This is a genomic window from Pseudomonas sp. D3-10 (assembly GCF_051132175.1).
Taxonomy (GTDB): domain Bacteria; phylum Pseudomonadota; class Gammaproteobacteria; order Pseudomonadales; family Pseudomonadaceae; genus Aquipseudomonas.
The window spans coordinates 21,788-39,250 of the sequence record NZ_CP071668.1 but is presented as its reverse complement, the minus strand read 5'-3'; the positions used below and the strand labels follow the sequence as shown (position 1 = coordinate 39,250).

At 59.3% G+C, this 17,463-nt stretch carries 17 protein-coding genes; 13 read left to right on the top strand and 4 right to left on the bottom strand.

The features are described 5' to 3' along the window. Window positions 1-323 precede the first annotated feature (323 nt). Complete coding sequence (polA, locus tag J3P90_RS00175) at window positions 324-3,092, bottom strand: DNA polymerase I (protein ID WP_434561456.1); 2,769 nt, start codon at window positions 3,090-3,092, stop codon at window positions 324-326. Window positions 3,093-3,166: 74 nt separating this feature from the next. Here polA and J3P90_RS00170 point away from each other — a divergent pair, with 74 nt between their 5' ends. Further along, window positions 3,167-3,454 (top strand): DUF2782 domain-containing protein, encoded by a 288-nt coding sequence (locus J3P90_RS00170; RefSeq protein ID WP_030138994.1) that lies wholly within the window; start codon window positions 3,167-3,169, stop codon window positions 3,452-3,454. Between the two features lie 59 nt (window positions 3,455-3,513). Further along, complete coding sequence (locus J3P90_RS00165; protein WP_434675624.1) at window positions 3,514-4,464, top strand: homoserine kinase; 951 nt, start codon at window positions 3,514-3,516, stop codon at window positions 4,462-4,464. A gap of 131 nt (window positions 4,465-4,595) precedes the next feature. Here the strand turns inward: J3P90_RS00165 and znuA are convergent, their stop codons facing one another. Then, entirely contained in the window at window positions 4,596-5,528 is a 933-nt protein-coding gene (znuA, locus tag J3P90_RS00160) for a zinc ABC transporter substrate-binding protein ZnuA (RefSeq protein WP_434675623.1), read from the bottom strand. A 66-nt stretch (window positions 5,529-5,594) separates the two neighbouring features. Between znuA and zur the strand changes: the two genes are divergently transcribed. From zur to J3P90_RS00140, 4 genes are read left to right on the top strand one after another with little or no spacing between them, the layout of a single operon-like run. Further along, window positions 5,595-6,077 carry a zinc uptake transcriptional repressor Zur gene (zur, locus tag J3P90_RS00155; RefSeq protein WP_420766027.1) on the top strand — a complete coding sequence of 161 codons (483 nt, stop codon included), beginning with the start codon at window positions 5,595-5,597 and terminating at the stop codon, window positions 6,075-6,077. Beyond that, window positions 6,077-6,859 carry a zinc ABC transporter ATP-binding protein ZnuC gene (gene znuC, locus J3P90_RS00150; RefSeq protein WP_420766028.1) on the top strand — a complete coding sequence of 261 codons (783 nt, stop codon included), beginning with the start codon at window positions 6,077-6,079 and terminating at the stop codon, window positions 6,857-6,859. The genes zur and znuC overlap by 1 nt, the downstream gene beginning before the upstream one ends. After that, on the top strand, window positions 6,852-7,640 hold the full coding sequence (gene znuB / locus J3P90_RS00145) for a zinc ABC transporter permease subunit ZnuB (RefSeq protein WP_420766029.1): 789 nt from the start codon (window positions 6,852-6,854) through the stop codon (window positions 7,638-7,640). The genes znuC and znuB overlap by 8 nt, the downstream gene beginning before the upstream one ends. A 37-nt stretch (window positions 7,641-7,677) precedes the next feature. After that, on the top strand, window positions 7,678-8,388 hold the full coding sequence (locus tag J3P90_RS00140; RefSeq protein WP_420766030.1) for a PA5502 family lipoprotein: 711 nt from the start codon (window positions 7,678-7,680) through the stop codon (window positions 8,386-8,388). 119 nt (window positions 8,389-8,507) lie between these two features. On the opposite strand, the gene katE is transcribed toward J3P90_RS00140, so the two are convergent. Beyond that, window positions 8,508-10,643 carry a catalase HPII gene (katE, locus tag J3P90_RS00135; protein WP_434675622.1) on the bottom strand — a complete coding sequence of 712 codons (2,136 nt, stop codon included), beginning with the start codon at window positions 10,641-10,643 and terminating at the stop codon, window positions 8,508-8,510. Window positions 10,644-10,909: 266 nt separating this feature from the next. Between katE and J3P90_RS00130 the strand changes: the two genes are divergently transcribed. The 7 genes from J3P90_RS00130 (at window position 10,910) to J3P90_RS00100 (ending at window position 16,368) form a co-directional block, all read left to right on the top strand. Beyond that, complete coding sequence (locus J3P90_RS00130; RefSeq protein ID WP_420766033.1) at window positions 10,910-11,917, top strand: methionine ABC transporter ATP-binding protein; 1,008 nt, start codon at window positions 10,910-10,912, stop codon at window positions 11,915-11,917. Continuing rightward, window positions 11,917-12,591 carry a methionine ABC transporter permease gene (locus J3P90_RS00125; RefSeq protein WP_420766034.1) on the top strand — a complete coding sequence of 225 codons (675 nt, stop codon included), beginning with the start codon at window positions 11,917-11,919 and terminating at the stop codon, window positions 12,589-12,591. Before J3P90_RS00130 ends, J3P90_RS00125 begins: the two co-directional genes overlap by 1 nt. Before the next feature lie 90 nt (window positions 12,592-12,681). Continuing rightward, window positions 12,682-13,452: a MetQ/NlpA family ABC transporter substrate-binding protein gene (locus tag J3P90_RS00120; protein ID WP_434675621.1), complete on the top strand. Its 771-nt coding sequence runs from the start codon at window positions 12,682-12,684 to the stop codon at window positions 13,450-13,452. A 199-nt stretch (window positions 13,453-13,651) separates the two neighbouring features. Next, window positions 13,652-14,026 (top strand): lysozyme inhibitor LprI family protein, encoded by a 375-nt coding sequence (locus tag J3P90_RS00115; protein ID WP_434561468.1) that lies wholly within the window; start codon window positions 13,652-13,654, stop codon window positions 14,024-14,026. Between the two features lie 227 nt (window positions 14,027-14,253). Then, entirely contained in the window at window positions 14,254-15,378 is a 1,125-nt protein-coding gene (locus J3P90_RS00110) for a diguanylate cyclase (RefSeq protein WP_434675620.1), read from the top strand. Window positions 15,379-15,742: 364 nt separating this feature from the next. After that, a complete protein-coding gene (locus J3P90_RS00105; RefSeq protein WP_434608672.1) occupies window positions 15,743-16,162 on the top strand; it encodes an organic hydroperoxide resistance protein in 420 nt (139 codons plus the stop codon). A gap of 32 nt (window positions 16,163-16,194) precedes the next feature. Next, complete coding sequence (locus J3P90_RS00100) at window positions 16,195-16,368, top strand: hypothetical protein (RefSeq protein ID WP_434561472.1); 174 nt, start codon at window positions 16,195-16,197, stop codon at window positions 16,366-16,368. Window positions 16,369-16,478: 110 nt separating this feature from the next. On the opposite strand, the gene J3P90_RS00095 is transcribed toward J3P90_RS00100, so the two are convergent. Continuing rightward, window positions 16,479-17,267, bottom strand: coding sequence for an SDR family NAD(P)-dependent oxidoreductase (locus J3P90_RS00095; RefSeq protein WP_434675619.1), 789 nt, complete (start codon window positions 17,265-17,267; stop codon window positions 16,479-16,481). Between the last annotated feature and the right edge of the window lie 196 nt (window positions 17,268-17,463).

Genomic DNA, 17,463 nt, shown 5'->3' with positions numbered 1-17,463 from the left:
CTGAGTGGTAATTCACAACTTTAGTTCAGATTATTTTGGAAATAACTGTAGGAAATTTCAGAGCTAACGAGGCCACGCCTGGGTTTGCGGTGATGCAATGCGGTATCGATTGCCTGGGCTGACGCTATCGCGAGCTTGCTCGCGATAGCCATATCCCTATCCTGACACCAATCCCCTGTGGCGAGGGAGCTTGCTCCCGCTGGCCTGCGCCGCAGGCCCGTGCATTTTCCAGTAGACCGCATCGCCCGGTTTACGACTACTGCGCAGCCGAGCGGGAGCAAGCTCCCTCGCCACAAGAGCTCGGAGGTCTCAGCACGAAAGAATCAGTGTGCCTCGTCCCAGTTATTGCCCACGCCCACTTCCACCAGCAGCGGCACGTCCAACTTAGCCGCGGCGCTCATGTGCTGGCGGATTTCCACACTCACCTGGTCGACCAGGTCTTCACGCACTTCCAGAACCAGTTCGTCGTGGACCTGCAGGATGACTTTCGCATCCAGCCCTGACGCGCTCAGCCAGCCATCCACGGCAACCATGGCTTTCTTGATGATGTCGGCCGCCGTGCCTTGCATCGGCGCGTTGATGGCGGTGCGCTCGGCGCCTTTGCGCAGGGCCGGGTTTTTCGCGTTGATGTCCGGCAGGTACAACCGGCGACCGAAAATGGTTTCGACGAAACCTTGTTCGGCGGCCTGTGCGCGGGTGCGCTCCATGTACTCCAACACACCGGGATAACGGGTGAAGTAGCGATCGATGTAAGCCTGGGACTGCTTGCGATCGACACCGATCTGCTTGGCCAGGCCGAAGGCGCTCATGCCGTAGATCAAACCGAAATTGATTGCCTTGGCGCTGCGTCGCTGATCATGGGTCACCGCCTCCAGCTCTACGCCGAATACTTCGGCAGCAGTGGCGCGGTGCACGTCCAGGTCGTTGCGAAAGGCATGGAGCAACCCTTCATCCTTAGCCAGGTGCGCCATGATCCGCAGCTCGATCTGCGAGTAGTCCGCCGCCAACAGCTTGTAGCCTTTGGGCGCGACGAATGCCTGACGAATCCGACGGCCTTCCGCGGTGCGGATAGGAATGTTCTGCAGGTTCGGGTCTATGGATGACAAACGCCCGGTCGCGGCGACGGCCTGCTGGTAGTTGGTATGGACGCGTCCGGTGCGGCTGTTGATCTGCTCCGGCAGGCGATCGGTGTAGGTGCTCTTGAGCTTGCTCAACGAGCGGTACTGCATCAGCACCTTGGGCAGCGGGTAATCCTGCTCCGCCAGCTCGGCAAGCACTGCTTCGGCGGTCGATGCCTGGCCCTTGGCGGTTTTGCTGAGCACCGGCAAGCCGAGCTTTTCGTACAGGATCACGCCCAATTGCTTGGGCGAGCCCAGGTTGAATTCCTCACCGGCAATGGCAAACGCCTCACGCTCCAGCGCCACCAATTTGTCACCCAGCTCGACACTCTGTACGCCGAGCAGGTTGGCATCCACCAGCGCCCCTTGGCGCTCGATGCGCGCCAGGACCGGCATCAACGGCATTTCGATCTCGTTGAGCACCTTGCCCAGGCTTGGCGTGACGGCCAGTTTTTCTTGCAAGGCCTGGTGCAGGCGGAAGGTCACGTCGGCGTCTTCGGCCGCGTACGGGCCCGCCAGCTCAAGTGAAATCTGGTCGAAGCTCAGCTGTTTGACGCCTTTGCCGGCGATGTCCTGGATATCGGTCTTGCTCTGCCCCAGATATTTCAGCGCCAGGCTGTCCATATCGTGACGGGTCGCCGTGGAATCCAGTACGTAGGACTCCAGCATGGTGTCGAAGACGATGCCCTGCACCAGGATGCCGTTGTTTTGGTCGCCATCGATGGCGCAATTAGCCAGGATGTTGGTTTCGAACTTGGCATGCTGACCGACTTTGAGCTTGTGCGGATTTTCCAGCAAAGGCTTGAGCGCCTTGAGCACTGTGTCACGATCCAATTGCTCCGGCACGCCCATGTAGGAATGGGTCAGCGGGATGTAGGCCGCCTCGAAAGGGGCCACGGAGAACGACAACCCCACCAGTTGAGAGTGCTGCGCATCCCCACCATTGGTTTGTGTCACCAGGGAAAACAGCGGCGCCTGCTCCAGCTTCGCCAGCCACGCATCGAAGCTGGCCTGATCAAGGATGACCTCGTACTTCTTCTCGATACCCGCCGCCGGCTCTTCGTTGACTTCCACGATATCCTGGCCGGCACGCTTGGCGTCGCGCTGGTTCTCTTCGAACCAGCTCTTGAATTCCAGCAGCGTATACAACTCGGCGAGCTTTTCGTGATCCGGCGAGCCCATCTGCAGGTCGTCAAGGCCGATATCCAGGGGCACGTCTGTCTTGATGGTCGCCAGTTCGTAGGAAAGAAACGCCATTTCCTTGTGTTCTTCCAACTTGGCAGCCAACGTCTTGGCGCCGCGAATCGGCAGCGTGGCAACGATGTCCAGTTGCGCATACAGCTCGGTCAGGCCGCCGTTGACGCCTACCAACAGGCCGGACGCGGTCTTCGGTCCGATACCCGGAACGCCCGGGATGTTGTCGGAAGAATCGCCCATCAACGCCAGGTAATCGATGATCTGCTCTGGAGCGACGCCAAACTTCTCCTTCACGCCAGCCACGTCCAGCGCACTACCGGTCATCGTATTGACCAAGGTAATGTGCCCATCGACCAGTTGCGCCATGTCCTTGTCGCCAGTGGAGATCACCACAGGCCGGTCGGCGGCGGCACTGCTACGGGCCAGGGTGCCGATCACGTCGTCGGCTTCAACGTTGTCCACGCACAGCAGTGGGAAACCCAGGGCCTTGACGCTGGCGTGCAGCGGTTCGATCTGTACGCGCATGTCGTCGGGCATGCTTGGGCGGTTGGCTTTATATTCAGCGTACAGGGCATCGCGAAATGTCCCGCCCTTTGCGTCGAATACCACCGCGAATGGGCTGTCCGGATACTGCTTGCGCAGGCTCTTGAGCATGTTCAGCACGCCCTTGACCGCACCGGTCGGCAGGCCTTTGGAGGTGGTCAGCGGTGGCAGCGCGTGAAAGGCGCGGTACAGATAAGAAGAACCGTCCACCAGGACGAGGGGGGCTTGGCTCATGAGCAGGATCAACCTTTTCGGCGGGTCCGGGGCTAGAATAGCGGGACCGTTGACGACAAAGGGACAAGGTTATCATGCGTACACTAAATCGCCTGTTACTCGCTGGTTTGTTTGCATTCACCCCGATAGCCGTCATGGCAGCGGATGACGCTCCCTCGGCGGACCCGGATGTCACCATCCGCACCGAAGGCGATAAAACCATCCAGGAATATCGGCAAAACGGCTTTTTGTACGCGATCAAGGTCACGCCCAAGAACGGCAAGCCTTATTTCCTGGTACGCGCCGACGGCACCGATGCAAATTTCATCCGCTCGGACCAGCCGGATATGCTGATCCCTTCGTGGAAAATCTTTGAGTGGTAATGCCGCTCTCGACTTCAACCGGCGCTCGCTGAAGAGCGCCCGTACTGGCAGTTTTAACCATGTCTGTGTTCACGCCCCTGGCTCGGCCCGAGCTGGAAACCTTTCTCGCCCCTTACGGGCTCGGCCGCCTGCTTGACTTCCAGGGGATCGCCGCTGGCAGCGAAAACACCAATTTTTTCATCAGCCTTGAGCGGGGCGAATTCGTCCTGACCCTGGTCGAGCGCGGCCCGGTGCAGGAAATGCCGTTCTTCATCGAGCTGCTGGACGTGCTGCACGACGCCAACCTGCCGGTGCCCTACGCACTGCGCACCACCGACGGCGTTGCGTTGCGTGAACTGGCCGGCAAACCGGCACTGCTGCAACCGCGCCTGGCCGGCAAGCACATCAAGCAGGCCAATTCGCAGCATTGCGCGCAGGTCGGCGAATTGCTCGCACACCTGCACCTGGCGACACGCGACAAAATGATCAAGCGCAAGACCGATCGCGGCCTCGACTGGATGCAGGAGGAGGGTGCCAAGCTGTTGTCGCGCCTCGATGCCGAAGCCCATCGGCTGCTGGAAACAGCGCTGGACGAGATCTCGCTGCAAAAGGTCGGCATCCTCGCGCTGCCTCGCGCCAACATCCACGCGGACCTGTTCCGCGACAACGCGATGTTCGAAGGCACGCACCTGACCGGATTGATCGATTTCTACAACGCCTGCTCCGGGCCGATGCTTTATGACGTCGCCATCGCCTTGAATGACTGGTGTTCGGACGATGACGGCGTGCTCGACGGTCCCCGGGCAAGAGCACTGCTGGGGGCCTACGCCGCGCTACGGCCGTTCACCGCCGCCGAGGCGCAGCTGTGGCCGACCATGCTGCGCGTGGCGTGCGTGCGGTTCTGGTTGTCGCGGTTGATCGCCGCCGAATCGTTTGCCGGGCAGGATGTGTTGATTCACGATCCCATGGAGTTCCAGCAGCGCTTGGCGCAGCGGCAGACGGTTCATGCGTTGTTGCCGTTCGCCCTATAACAGCAGGCCGGCGCGAAGGCTTTTGTGGCGAGGGAGCTTGCTCCCGCTCGGTTGCGCAGCGACCGCAAGATTTTTAGGGCCGCTTCGCGCGCCCAGCGGGAGCAAGCTCCCTCGCCACAAGAGCAGTGGGGTTATAACGACTCCAGACACCCCGCCAGATCATTGCCCAACTTTTCCAACAGCTGCTCATATCCTTGCGCCGTCGCCGGGGTGTAGCCGCCCAGTGCGTCCAGCTCCGCCAGTTTCACCGGCAACCCGGCCACCAGGGTTTCGGCCAGGCGCGGGCGCAACGGCGGCTCGCTGAAGACGCAGGTCTTGCCTACCGCTTGCAAGCGCGTGCGCATCGCCGCCACATGCTGGGCTCCGGGCTGCACTTCGGCGGCCACGGCGAACACACCGGCGTGCTTGAGGCCGTAAGTGTCTTCGAAATAATCGAACGCCTCGTGGAAGACAAAATAAGGTTTGCCCGCGACCCCGGCCAGGCGGGCCTTGAGGCGTGTATCCAACGCATCGAGACGCTGGTTGAAGCCCTTGAGGTTGCCTTGGTAACGGGCAGCGTTCGCCGGATCCGCAGCGCTCAGGTCAGCCGCCATCCTGGCGGCGATCACCCGCGCATTATGCGGCGAAAGCCACAGGTGGGCATCCACGGTGCCGGGGCGGTGGTCGTGATCGTGGTCATCGCCCTGATCATGGTCATGATCCTCGTGGGACGCGCTGTCCTCGGCGAAATGACGCAACTTGAGCCCCGGCAAGTCTTGAACCGCGATGGAAGGCAAGGTACGACCATTCAGCACACGCGGTAGGAAACCTTCCATGTCTGGGCCGATCCAGTAGAGCAAATCCACCGATTGCACCTTGCGTACATCGGATGGCCGCAACGCATAGTGATGGGGCGAAGCCCCCGGCGGTAGCAATACCTGCGGAACTGCCACGCCGTCCTGCACCGCGGCGGCAATCAATTGCAGCGGCTTGATGCTGGTGAGTACCTTGACGTCCGCCTGGACCGGGCCGATCAGCAGAAAACTTGCGACAAAAGCGACAAAGAGCGAAAAAATTCGGGACACGATGACCACTCGGAGAGACGAGAACGGGTAACATAATAACGTCTCTCACCAAACTCGTCGCTGCCCATGCCTATCACACCCCTTGCCAGTCGTCCCCACGATCACTCCCACTGCGTGCACAGCGCACTGTCCGAGGCCGACGCCATCTGCGCGCGCCAAGGGTTGCGCCTGACCGCCCTGCGTCGGCGCGTGCTGGAATTGGTCTGGCAAAGCCACAAGCCGCTGGGTGCATATGACATCCTCGCGGTGCTCAGCGAGCAGGACGGCCGACGGGCCGCGCCGCCGACCGTCTACCGTGCGTTGGACTTCCTGCTGGAAAACGGCTTGGTGCATCGCATCTCGTCGCTGAATGCCTTCGTCGGCTGCAACCACCCGGAGCACGCCCACCAGGGCCAGTTCCTGATCTGTCGCGAATGTCATGCGGCGATCGAGCTTGAACAAAAGTCCATCAGCGACGCGATCATCGCCAGCGCCAGGGAGGTCGGCTTCGTGGTCGACACCCAGACCGTCGAAGTGGTCGGTCTCTGCTCCGGCTGCCAGGGGGCCTGATGAGCAACGCGTTGATCCGCCTCGACCAGGTGGCCGTGACGTTCGCCGGGCAGAGCGTGCTGGACAACATCCATTTAAGCGTCGAACCGGGGCAGATCGTGACCTTGATCGGCCCCAACGGCGCCGGCAAGACCACCCTGGTGCGCGCCGTGCTGGGTTTGCTCAAGCCAAACAGCGGCAGCGTCTGGCGCAAACCCAAGTTGCGCGTCGGCTACATGCCGCAAAAACTCCACGTCGATCCGACCTTGCCGCTTTCGGTCCTGCGCTTCCTGCGCCTGGTGCCAGGCGTCGATCGCGAGCGAGCCTTGGCGGCGCTGAAGGAAGTCGGCGCCGAGCAAGTGATCGACAGTCCGGTGCAAAGTGTTTCCGGGGGCGAGATGCAGCGTGTATTGCTGGCCCGGGCCCTGCTACGCGAGCCGGAGTTATTGGTGCTCGACGAGCCCGTGCAAGGCGTCGATGTCGCGGGACAGGCCGAGCTATACAGCTTGATCACCCGCCTGCGCGACCGCCATGGTTGCGGCGTGTTAATGGTCTCCCACGATCTTCATTTGGTCATGAGCACCACCGACCAAGTGGTGTGCCTCAACCGCCACGTCTGCTGCTCCGGCCACCCCGAACAAGTCAGCGGTGATCCAGCATTCGTCGAATTGTTCGGAAAGAACGCACAGAGCCTGGCGATTTATCACCACCACCATGACCATGCCCATGACCTGCACGGTTCGGTGGTCAGCGCCCCTTCTGCTTCCAATCATGTTCATGGAGACGGCTGCAAGCATGGCTGATTTTCTGTTGTATGCCCTGCTTGCAGGCTTGGCCCTCGCGCTCGTGGCTGGTCCACTGGGCTCGTTCGTGGTCTGGCGGCGCATGGCATATTTTGGCGACACCTTGTCCCATGCGGCGCTTCTGGGCGTGGCCCTGGGTTTCCTGCTGGACGTCAGTCCCGCAGTGGCCGTTACCGTCGGCTGCCTATTGCTGGCGGTGGTGCTGGTGACCCTGCAACAGCGCCAGCCGCTGGCGTCCGACACGTTGCTGGGCATCTTGGCCCCCAGCACCCTGTCCTTGGGATTGGTGGTGCTGAGCTTCATGCGTGACGTCCGTATCGACCTGATGGCCTATCTGTTCGGTGACCTGCTGGCGATCAGCCCGGCGGATCTCTCTTGGATCCTCGGCGGCAGCGCGGCGGTATTGGCGTTGCTCGTGGCGCTGTGGCGTCCGCTGCTGGCGGTCACGGTCCATGAGGAGCTGGCGCGGGTCGAAGGTTTGCCCGTGGTGGGCCTGCGTTTGGCGCTGATGCTGTTGATCGCGGTTGTCATTGCGGTGGCGATGAAGATCGTCGGTGTGTTGCTGATTACTTCGTTGCTGATCATTCCGGCGGCTGCGGCACAGCGTCACGCTCGCTCGCCCGAGCAGATGGCCCTGGGCGCGAGCCTGCTGGGCATGCTCGCCGTATGTGGCGGGCTGGCACTTTCATGGTTCAAGGACACCCCGGCCGGCCCGTCCATCGTGGTCAGCGCCGCGGCGTTGTTTCTGCTGAGTTTTGTCCTACCCCGTCGAGGGGTGTAGACTTGCTCGCTTTTTGCGCAAATAGAGAGTCGCAGGAATGAAGCCGTTCGCCTCCCGTTATCTGCTCCTTGTCGCGTTTTCCCTGCTGGGCGCTTGCCAGAGCACGCCGCCGGTCACCCAAGCCCCTGATACGCGGGGTCCGGCCCTCGCGCAGCTGCAACAGAGCCTGGCCGGCAATGAATTGGCCACCGCCGAAGATCAATTGGCAACGTTGCAGGCTCAATCGCCGGAAGACCCATCGTTGGAGCCCTACCAGCGTCAACTGGCCGAGGCGTACTTGCGCCGTAGCCAGATCGATCTGCAGAAAGGCGATGTAAACGCCGCCGCCACGGCCCTTAGCCGAGCTCGCGCCCTGATGCCAAAGGCGCCGGCGCTTACCGGCGAAGTCAACAGCGCGATTGCCGAAGCGCGTAAAGCCGACCTGGAAAAAGCCGAGGCCGATCTCAAGGCCGCCGAAGCCAAGCCGGTCGCCAAAATGATCGATCCGAGCGCACCCAGCACAACAGTCGCGTTGAATCTAGGTGATATTCGGCAAATGCGTCATCAACTGGACGCCATCGCCGCAGATACTGTGAATTTCAAGTGTGATGTCAGCATCCAGGTGCCGCGCACCGATGATTACCCTTGGTTGGCGACATTGCTGAGCAAACGAGTCAAGAAGCTAGATCCTGGGTTCGATCTGAAACTGCGCAAGCAAATTTTGCGCAACGTGCCTGCGCAGTTGGTCCTAACTCCGCGCAAGCCCTGACAAAGCCTCGTCGGAACGCTGCCCGTAGCACGCTCGCTTCCCATGAGTTTAGTGAACGACTACTAACCCCCTGGGAGCGAGCTTGCTCGCGATAGCGTCCCGGCGGACAACAATCTCCTTTAGGCCGGAACCGCCTTGGCCTTAGCCTCCCGCACCCAAACCCGATGTTGAGCAATCGCGTCAAAAAACGCCTGGAACTTGCTCGCGTCAGCATCCGGAATCAACCCTGCATCCGCCTCTAGCTTCAACAACACCAACAACTGCCGGGCTTCGCCATGCAGCGCAATGGCCTTGAGGTGTTTGTAAGCTTCCAACAGGTAGTGCAACGCCACCCCATCGGCACTCAAGGCTTTGATCGACTCCACGCCACCCGGTACAAACACCGCGTCGAAGGCAATCGACGGCAGGCCTTCCATCGAAGCATCCACCGGCAGCGTTTGTCCGTTGGCCGCCGTCACCGGAGCGGACGTCGGACCAAGGATCTTCGCGTGGGCGCCTTCTGCCTCCAGCGCCTTTTTGAGCGCATCGATGATCGCGCCGTCGACGCCATTCGCCACCAACACCGCGACCTTGCGCGTCTTGATGTCGCCGGACAGCAGGTTCGCCTGGCTCAATGCCGGGGACTGCTGCAACGAAGGCGTCGGAACATCGACCGTACACGCGGTGGGTGCCGGCAAGCCGAGGTTTTTCGCAACGCGCCCGGCCAACTCCAGATCGATATTGGCGAGAATCTCGTTTACCTGCCTCGCCCTGATGAACTCGCGCTCCACCTTGCCCAGCTCGAAGCTATAGGCCGCGATAATGTGCTCTTGTTCGTGGGCGCTCATGCTCTTGTAGAACAGCCGAGCCTGGGAGAAATGATCACCGAACGAATCGCTGCGCTGGCGGATCTTGTGGGCGTCGATACGCTCCGGATAGCTTTCGAAACCGCCATCTTGAGGACCTGGCGGGGTTTCCTTCGGCCAGCCACCGTCGATGGAGTTCGGCTCGTAGGACGCGCGCCCTTTATCGATGGTGGTGCGGTGCATCGCATCACGTTGGCCGTTGTGCACGGGCGTGATGGCGCGGTTAATAGGCAGCTCATGAAAATTCGGGCCGCCGAGTCGGCTGATCTGCGTATCGGTGTATGAAAACAGCCGTCCTTGCAGCAATGGGTCGTTGGTGAAGTCGATGCCCGGCACGATATGCCCTGGGCAGAACGCAATCTGCTCCACCTCGGCGAAGAAGTTGTCCGGGTTGCGGTTCAATACCATCTTGCCCAACGGGGTGATGGGCACAAGTTCTTCTGGGATGATCTTGGTCGGGTCGAGCAAGTCGAAGTCGAACTTATGCTCGTCTTCCTCGGCAACGATCTGAACGCCGAACTCCCACTCGGGGTAGTCGCCCATCTCGATGGATTCCCAAAGATCGCGACGATGATAATCGGTGTCCTTGCCTGCAAGCTTCTGGGCTTCGTCCCACACCAGGGAACAAGTGCCCGCCTTGGGCCGCCAGTGGAACTTGACGAAGCTGCTGCGCCCTTCAGCGTTGATCATACGAAAGGTGTGCACACCAAAACCCTGCATCGTGCGCAGGCTCTTTGGAATCGCCCTGTCGGACATGGCCCATATCACCATGTGAGCAGATTCCGGGACCAATGAGACAAAATCCCAAAAGGTGTCGTGGGCCGAGCCACCGGTGGGGATTTCGTTATGGGGCTCGGGTTTTACCGCGTGGACAAAATCTGGAAATTTCACCGCGTCCTGGATGAAAAATACCGGCATGTTGTTGCCCACCAGGTCGAAGTTGCCCTCGTCGGTGAAAAATTTCACGGCAAAACCGCGCACGTCCCGTACGGTGTCACCGGAACCGCGTGGACCCTGCACGGTGGAAAAACGCACGAACACAGGCGTTTTTTTATTGGGGTCCTGCAGGAAACCAGCCTTGGTCAGGGCCGCATGTGATTCATAGGCCTGAAAGTAGCCATGGGCACCGGTCCCGCGGGCATGGACGATGCGCTCCGGGATCCGCTCATGGTCAAAGTGCGTGATTTTCTCACGCATGATGAAATCTTCCAGCAACGATGGCCCACGGGCGCCGGCACGCAGGGTGTTCTGGTTATCGGCGATTTTTACGCCCTGGTTTGTGCGCAGCGCCTGTTCCGTGGCATCGGAGCGAAACTGCTCCAGGCTTTCGAGCTTGGCGTTGGTGTTGGTGCGATCCAAGGTATCGGTCCCGGCCAGTTGGCTAGGGGCGGCAGGCTTTTTAGTGCTCATCAGGCGTGACTCCTCGTTGCGATCCCCGCCGTGGCCAGGACCCGTGAGTTCGATGCGCCAGGCACGGTACCTGGGCATGTTTTGAGTTGCCTAATGAGTGACCAGTACCGTTTCGCTGTGTTCCTTTTTAATGTCCTTTGATCGCCTTATTGCCAATTCGCTGGTTCAATCTCAAATAAATGCTAAGTCCCCCTATAAGGACAGGCTAAAATGCGCGCCCGGCTTACCGCTGATCCTTTTTCAACGCGCCCCACAAGGTTCGCTACGTGATCGAGTTTCAAAACGTCCATAAAACCTACCGGGTTGCCGGTAGGGATATCCCAGCCCTGCATCCGACCAGCCTGACAATCGAGAACGGTCAGGTCTTCGGCCTCATCGGCCATTCCGGTGCAGGAAAAAGTACCCTGCTGCGCCTGATCAATCGCCTGGAAGATTCCACGGGCGGCAAGATCATTGTCGATGGTGAAGAAGTCACCGCCCTGGACGCCAGCGGCCTGCGCCGTTTCCGTCAACAGGTCGGGATGATCTTCCAGCACTTCAACCTGCTGGCATCCAAGACTGTCGCCGACAACGTGGCGCTGCCGCTGACGCTGGCAGGCGAATTGTCCCGCAGCGAAATCGACCGGCGCGTCGCCGAGCTGCTGGCGCGGGTAGGGCTTTCAGACCATGCCCGCAAATACCCGGCGCAATTGTCCGGCGGCCAGAAGCAGCGCGTCGGCATCGCCCGTGCCCTGGCGACCAAACCCAAGATTCTGCTTTGCGACGAAGCCACCAGTGCCCTTGACCCGCAGACCACCGCCTCGGTGCTGCAACTGCTGGCGGAGATCAACCGCGAGCTGAAGCTGACTATCGTTTTGATCACCCACGAAATGGACGTGATCCGCCGAGTGTGCGATCAAGTGGCGGTGATGGACGCTGGCGTAATCGTCGAGCAAGGCCCGGTGGCCGACGTGTTCCTGCACCCCAAGCACCCGACCACCAAACGTTTCGTCCAGGAAGACGAGCAGATCGACGAAAGCGAACAGCGCGACGATTTCGCCCACGTCCCAGGACGCATCGTGCGTCTGACGTTCCAAGGCGATGCGACCTACGCGCCGTTGCTCGGCACCGTCGCCCGGGAGACCGGCGTGGACTACAGCATCCTGGCGGGACGTATCGACCGCATCAAAGACACCCCCTACGGGCAACTGACCCTCGCCATCACCGGCGGTGACATGGAGGCGGCGTTCGCCCGCTTCACCGCGGCCGATGTCCACATGGAGGTGCTGCGCTAATGGAACTGTTGAGTTCGTTCTTCTCCAATATCGACTGGCTGGAAATCTGGCTGGCCACCGGCGACACCTTCCTGATGCTGTTCGGTTCGCTGCTGTTCACAGTGCTGCTCGGCTTGCCCCTGGGCGTGTTGCTGTTTCTGTGCAGCCCGCGCCAGTTGCTCGAAGCCCGCGGCGTTTATGCGCTGCTGTCGCTGGTCGTAAACATCCTGCGTTCGCTGCCATTCATCATCCTGTTGATCGTGATGATCCCGTTCACGGTGTTGATCACCGGCACCTCCCTGGGCGTGGCCGGCGCGATCCCACCGCTTGTGGTCGGCGCCACCCCGTTCTTCGCTCGCCTGGTGGAAACGGCACTGCGCGAAGTGGATCGCGGCATCATCGAAGCGACCCAGGCCATGGGCGCCACCACGCGGCAGATCATCGTCAACGCCTTGCTGCCGGAAGCCCGCCCGGGCATTTTTGCAGCGATTACGGTGACAGCCATTACGCTGGTGTCCTACACGGCCATGGCCGGTGTGGTCGGCGCCGGTGGTCTGGGCGACCTGGCGATCCGCTTCGGTTACCAGCGTTTCCAGACCGATGTCATGGTCGTCACCGTGGTGTTGCTGCTGGTGCTGGTTCAGGTTCTGCAAACCGTGGGCGACAAACTGGTTGTGCATTTCTCTAGAAAATAAGGCCTCGCGCCAATAAAACCATGAGCCGGCCATTCGCTGGCGGCGTCGAGAGCAGGCGCCGCAAGCGGGCACTAAAAAGGAGTTAGCTGAATGAAAAAACTACTGGTTGCCTTCGCTGCCGCCGCAGCGTTCTCTGCCCACGCCGATACCCTGACCGTCGCGGCCACGCCGGTCCCCCATGCGGAAATCCTCGAATTCGTCAAACCGGCGCTGGCGAACGAAGGCGTGGACCTCAAGGTCAAGGTCTTCACCGACTACATCCAGCCGAACGTACAGGTGGCTGAAAAGCGCCTGGACGCCAACTTCTTCCAGCACCAGCCGTACCTGGATGAGTTCAACAAAGCCAAGGGCACGCATTTGGTGAGCGTGGCGGGTGTGCACCTGGAGCCACTGGGCGCGTATTCGAGCAAATACAAAAAGCTGGAAGAACTGCCAGGCGGCGCCAACGTGGTGATTCCTAACGACGCCACCAACGGCGGCCGTGCGCTGTTGCTGTTGGCGAAGGCTGGGGTGATCAAGTTGAAGGATTCGAACAATATCCTGTCGACCACCAAAGACATCGTTGAAAACCCGAAGGACCTGAAGTTCCGTGAGCTGGAAGCCGCGACCATTCCGCGGGTACTGACCCAGGTGGATCTGGCGCTGATCAATACCAACTATGCGTTGGAAGCCAAGCTTGATCCTTCCAAGGATGCGTTGGTGATTGAAGGTAACGACTCGCCTTATGTGAACATCCTCGTTGCCCGTCCGGACGACAAGGACAGTGAGGCGATGAAGAAGCTGGTGGCGGCTTTGCATACGCCGGAAGTGAAGAAATTCATTCTGGAGAAGTACAAAGGGGCAGTTTTGCCGGCGTTTTGAGCTGATCAGGTGGCAAAAAACGGGGCTGCGTGGGAATGCAGGCCCGTTTTTTATGCTTGGAATAAAGAGCTAAAACAACAAGCTGGTTGCCGCTCGGTAAAGAAATGGCTGAATCAAATACTTTTATTGTTTTACAAACCCTCATGATAAATTCGCGCCGCAACCTCTAATCAATAGAGGGCATTCAGGGAGAGAAGTAGTGATCAAGTCTTTGTTGGTTGGGGCATTGCTGGCAACGGCATCGGCATCGGCGTCTGCGATGAGTTGCGATAATCCTAGAAACGCCTATGACAGAACCTATTGCGCATCGCTGAAAATGGTTCAGTCAGATCAGGACATCAATGATCAATACAAGAAGACGATGAGCGCGCTGAATCCGGATCAAAAGAAAAAAGTGAAAGCCGCTCAGATCCAGTGGATCAAGACTCGTGACAACGCCTGTTCCAACGATGGCCTGCTCTACTTGGACTGTGCCAATGAGAAGACTGAGGCGCGTATCGTCATACTCAAGGCTATCGAGCGCGAATGCCGTGCCGCCGGTTGCGACGACGCGAAGCTGTCGCAGGTCGAGTAATCCGCTAGCCTTGAGCGCATCGGGTTGCAGTCGTAGCCACGAAAAACCCGACGTGAAGCGTCGGGTTTTTTCTTTAGCAGGTTGAGCCGCTGTCACGGCCCAGCGGAAGCAAGCATCCTCGCCACTAAGTTCGGTGCAATTGGGGCTGTGGGCTTAATTCAGTTGTTTGCGCTAATGGCAGGGTGCCACAATCGCCTTCTTCGCTGCGTCATAATCAGGTGGTTCAAATGGATGGCCCAAGATTGCGCAATGGCCAGGATTTTGTAATAGCCGAGCAGGTTCGAACAGATCGGTTGCAGCAACTGTTTCGCCAGTCTGTTTCTGCGGTTTTCGGTAGTTACCTGGCTGCCATCATGTTGAGTTGGCTGTGTTGGGATCGGTTTGACCACAGCACTATCGCTTGGTGGCTATTAATCCTGACCGCATCGACGCTGTTGCGTATCGCGATGTTCATAGCCTATCTGCGCAGCGACGAAAGTGAGCGTACGCCACAACGCTGGGAGCGCAGGTACTGGGTCACGCTAGTGCTATCCGCCAGCATCTGGGGCGGTGGTGCGTTCGTGCTGATGCCAGCGGACGATCTGTTGTCCCAGGCACTGGTCATGCTGTTTACCGTGGGCATGTCTGTCAGTGCGGTGTCCTGCTATTCGGCTTACCGCGATATGACCCTGGCCTCCATTGGCCTGGTGCTGTTCCCGTGCACCGTCTGGCTGCTCTTTCAACCGTCTCCGATTCAAGTCGGCATGGCACTTTCAATCTTGGTGTTCGCGGCATTTGCCGCTCGCGCCACGCACAAAATGTCCCAAGCCCTGGAAATTGCCTTTCGTCTCACCCGTGAGATGGAACAGGCAAACAGCATCTCCACCCGTGCCGCACAAACCGATGAACTGACCGGCCTGAAGAGTCGGCGGGCTTTTTTTGAGCATGCCCAGCAGCTCTATGATGAATGTAAGAGCAACCGGTTAGGGTTGTGCGCAGTCATGCTGGATATGGATCACTTCAAGCACATCAACGACACCTACGGCCACCAAGTCGGGGATCAGGTTTTACGCGAGATGGGGACGGTGATCAGTTCGTCGTTTCGGGCGACGGATATACATGGCCGGCTCGGTGGGGAAGAGTTCGCCATTCTGCTTCCAGACACTTCAATCGAGGTCGCTACCCGGATTGCAGAACAGCTCATCGATGCCATTGCGGGTTTGATGATCGAGCCTGTTCACGGCATATCAGCCAGCCTCGGCGTCGCGTCGACGGAGGCCTGCAATAAGGATCTCCATAGCTTGATGAACGATGCGGACAAGGCCCTGTATCGGGCAAAAGCGCTGGGGCGTAATCGAGTGGCTGTTGCTTAGCCGGATTGGCTTTGCATCACCAGTCGGAATTTGATGGTGTCCATGCTCTACGGGGCATGATCAAGAATCCATCATTGGCTTGTGATGTTCCTCTCTTCGAAGGCCTGCAATTGCGCTGGCCCTTTTGACTTTCCCCAATGGCTCCTTTCTCCGATTCCCTCACGGCGCGCACGTGCTGACACGACTGTGACGGCTGAAAATAAATATTCCTAGATATCAACGGGTTAACCAAAAGCAGGAAAATATTGTGAAATTTACCTTGTGCGCTAATTATTCATGCATTAACTTTAACGCCACTGGTTAGCGCGCAAACATTTGGCGCAAACAAAAATCGATCCAATCAATCAGCAAATGAGGAAACACCATGAACGTTCTTTACACCGCAGTCGCAACCTCCACCGGTGGCCGTGATGGCCGTGCTGTTTCCAGCGACAAAATTCTCGACGTGAAACTGGCCACTCCAAAAGCCTTGGGCGGCGCCGGAGGGGAAGCTACCAACCCCGAGCAATTGTTCGCAGCGGGTTACTCGGCCTGCTTCATCGGCGCGCTGAAATTTGTCGCCAGCCAAAGCAAACGCAGCATTCCGGCTGACGCTTCGATCACGGCCCATGTCGGCATTGGCCAGATCCCTGGTGGTTTCGGCCTGGACATCGACCTGCACATCAGCCTGCCAGGCCTGGATCAAGCCGATGCTCAAGCGCTGGTCGATGCGGCTCACCAGGTTTGCCCGTACTCCAACGCGACACGCGGCAACGTCGACGTTCGTTTGCACATCACCGTCTAACTCACTTCTTCCACGAATAAAAGGATCTGGACATGAACACTCTTAGCAAAATACTCGTTGGCTCGCTTCTGGCTCTGTCCCTCGGCAATGCGTTCGCGACTCCCTTTGTTCAACCCACGTTCGCTGAGGGGGGGTCGGATCGGCTGATCGAAAATCGCGTAGCCGAAGGTGGTTCGGATCGACTGATCGAAAACAGAGTGGGCTGAACTACCCGTTCATCGTTAAAAAACGGTCGAATCCACCTATGTACTTCCAAAACAGAAACGCCGCTTATCTCTCACGAGAAAGCGGCATTTTTGCAATGTGTCAGAGCAGCCTAAACGATGCTATCCACCACGCCACCATCCACACGCAACGCCGCGCCGGTGGTAGCCGAGGCCTGTTCCGAGCTAGCGTAGATGATCATGTTGGCGACTTCCTCGACGCGCGCCGCGCGCTGGATGATCGAGGTGCTGCGATGCTCGTTGACGAAGTCTGCCGCGACCTTTTCCAGGCTTTCCCCGCTGCGCTCGACGTCTGCCTGGAGCATTTGGGCAACGCCTTCGGACAGTGTCGGCCCAGGCAACACCGAGTTCACCGTCACGCCCGTGCCGGCGAGGCGTTTGGCCAGGCCGCGAGCAATTGAAAGCTGGGCGGTCTTGGTGAAGCCGTAGTGGATCATGTCGGCGGGAACGTTCACGCCCGACTCCGACGAGACAAACACGATCCGTCCCCAACCGCGCTCGACCATACCCTGTGCGTAAGCCCTGGAAACACGCACACCGGACATCACGTTGGTTTCGAAGAAACGCTGCCATTCGCTGTCCGGCGTCTCGAAGAAGTCCTCCTGTTTGAAAATGCCCAGGTTGTTGATGACGATATCGAAGCTCGGATGCCTGGCGATCAGCGCTTGGCAGCCAGCTTCGTTGCTGAGATCGCCAACAAAACCTGTCGCCCTGGAAGCAAGATTGCCCAGGCGCTGCAACGCATCCTCCACGCTGCTCTCGCTGCGACCGTTGATGACCACATGGGCGCCGGCTTCCAGGAAGCCTTTGGCGGTCGCGAAACCGATACCGCTGGTGGAACCGGTGACCAGGACGTGACGTCCGGTGAAGTCGATGTTCATGAGGGGACTCCTTGATTGACGAACCATAGAAAGTGCGATCGTTCTGGCTGGACGGTCATCCAATGGACTAGAGATGGCTTTGCAATCCCAGCGTTTCCGATACCACAGGCGTTTAATCATGGACACGATTGAGGCTTTGCGCCTCCTCGTGATCAGTCAGCCGTCAGGAAGCCGACCATACCGCCAGCTCGTAACC

What these genes read in the sequence shown, in the direction of transcription:
- J3P90_RS00125 (WP_420766034.1), top strand. Translation starts at nt 11,917, where the DNA reads ATGGAACTGTTGAGTTCGTTCTTCTCCAATATCGACTGGCTGGAAATC.
- polA (WP_434561456.1), bottom strand. Translation starts at nt 3,092, where the DNA reads ATGAGCCAAGCCCCCCTCGTCCTGGTGGACGGTTCTTCTTATCTGTAC.
- J3P90_RS00100 (WP_434561472.1), top strand. Translation starts at nt 16,195, where the DNA reads ATGAACACTCTTAGCAAAATACTCGTTGGCTCGCTTCTGGCTCTGTCC.
- J3P90_RS00165 (WP_434675624.1), top strand. Translation starts at nt 3,514, where the DNA reads ATGTCTGTGTTCACGCCCCTGGCTCGGCCCGAGCTGGAAACCTTTCTC.
- J3P90_RS00095 (WP_434675619.1), bottom strand. Translation starts at nt 17,267, where the DNA reads ATGAACATCGACTTCACCGGACGTCACGTCCTGGTCACCGGTTCCACC.
- znuB (WP_420766029.1), top strand. Translation starts at nt 6,852, where the DNA reads ATGGCTGATTTTCTGTTGTATGCCCTGCTTGCAGGCTTGGCCCTCGCG.
- J3P90_RS00140 (WP_420766030.1), top strand. Translation starts at nt 7,678, where the DNA reads ATGAAGCCGTTCGCCTCCCGTTATCTGCTCCTTGTCGCGTTTTCCCTG.
- J3P90_RS00120 (WP_434675621.1), top strand. Translation starts at nt 12,682, where the DNA reads ATGAAAAAACTACTGGTTGCCTTCGCTGCCGCCGCAGCGTTCTCTGCC.
- J3P90_RS00110 (WP_434675620.1), top strand. Translation starts at nt 14,254, where the DNA reads ATGGATGGCCCAAGATTGCGCAATGGCCAGGATTTTGTAATAGCCGAG.
- zur (WP_420766027.1), top strand. Translation starts at nt 5,595, where the DNA reads ATGCCTATCACACCCCTTGCCAGTCGTCCCCACGATCACTCCCACTGC.
- katE (WP_434675622.1), bottom strand. Translation starts at nt 10,643, where the DNA reads ATGAGCACTAAAAAGCCTGCCGCCCCTAGCCAACTGGCCGGGACCGAT.
- znuC (WP_420766028.1), top strand. Translation starts at nt 6,077, where the DNA reads ATGAGCAACGCGTTGATCCGCCTCGACCAGGTGGCCGTGACGTTCGCC.
- J3P90_RS00105 (WP_434608672.1), top strand. Translation starts at nt 15,743, where the DNA reads ATGAACGTTCTTTACACCGCAGTCGCAACCTCCACCGGTGGCCGTGAT.
- J3P90_RS00170 (WP_030138994.1), top strand. Translation starts at nt 3,167, where the DNA reads ATGCGTACACTAAATCGCCTGTTACTCGCTGGTTTGTTTGCATTCACC.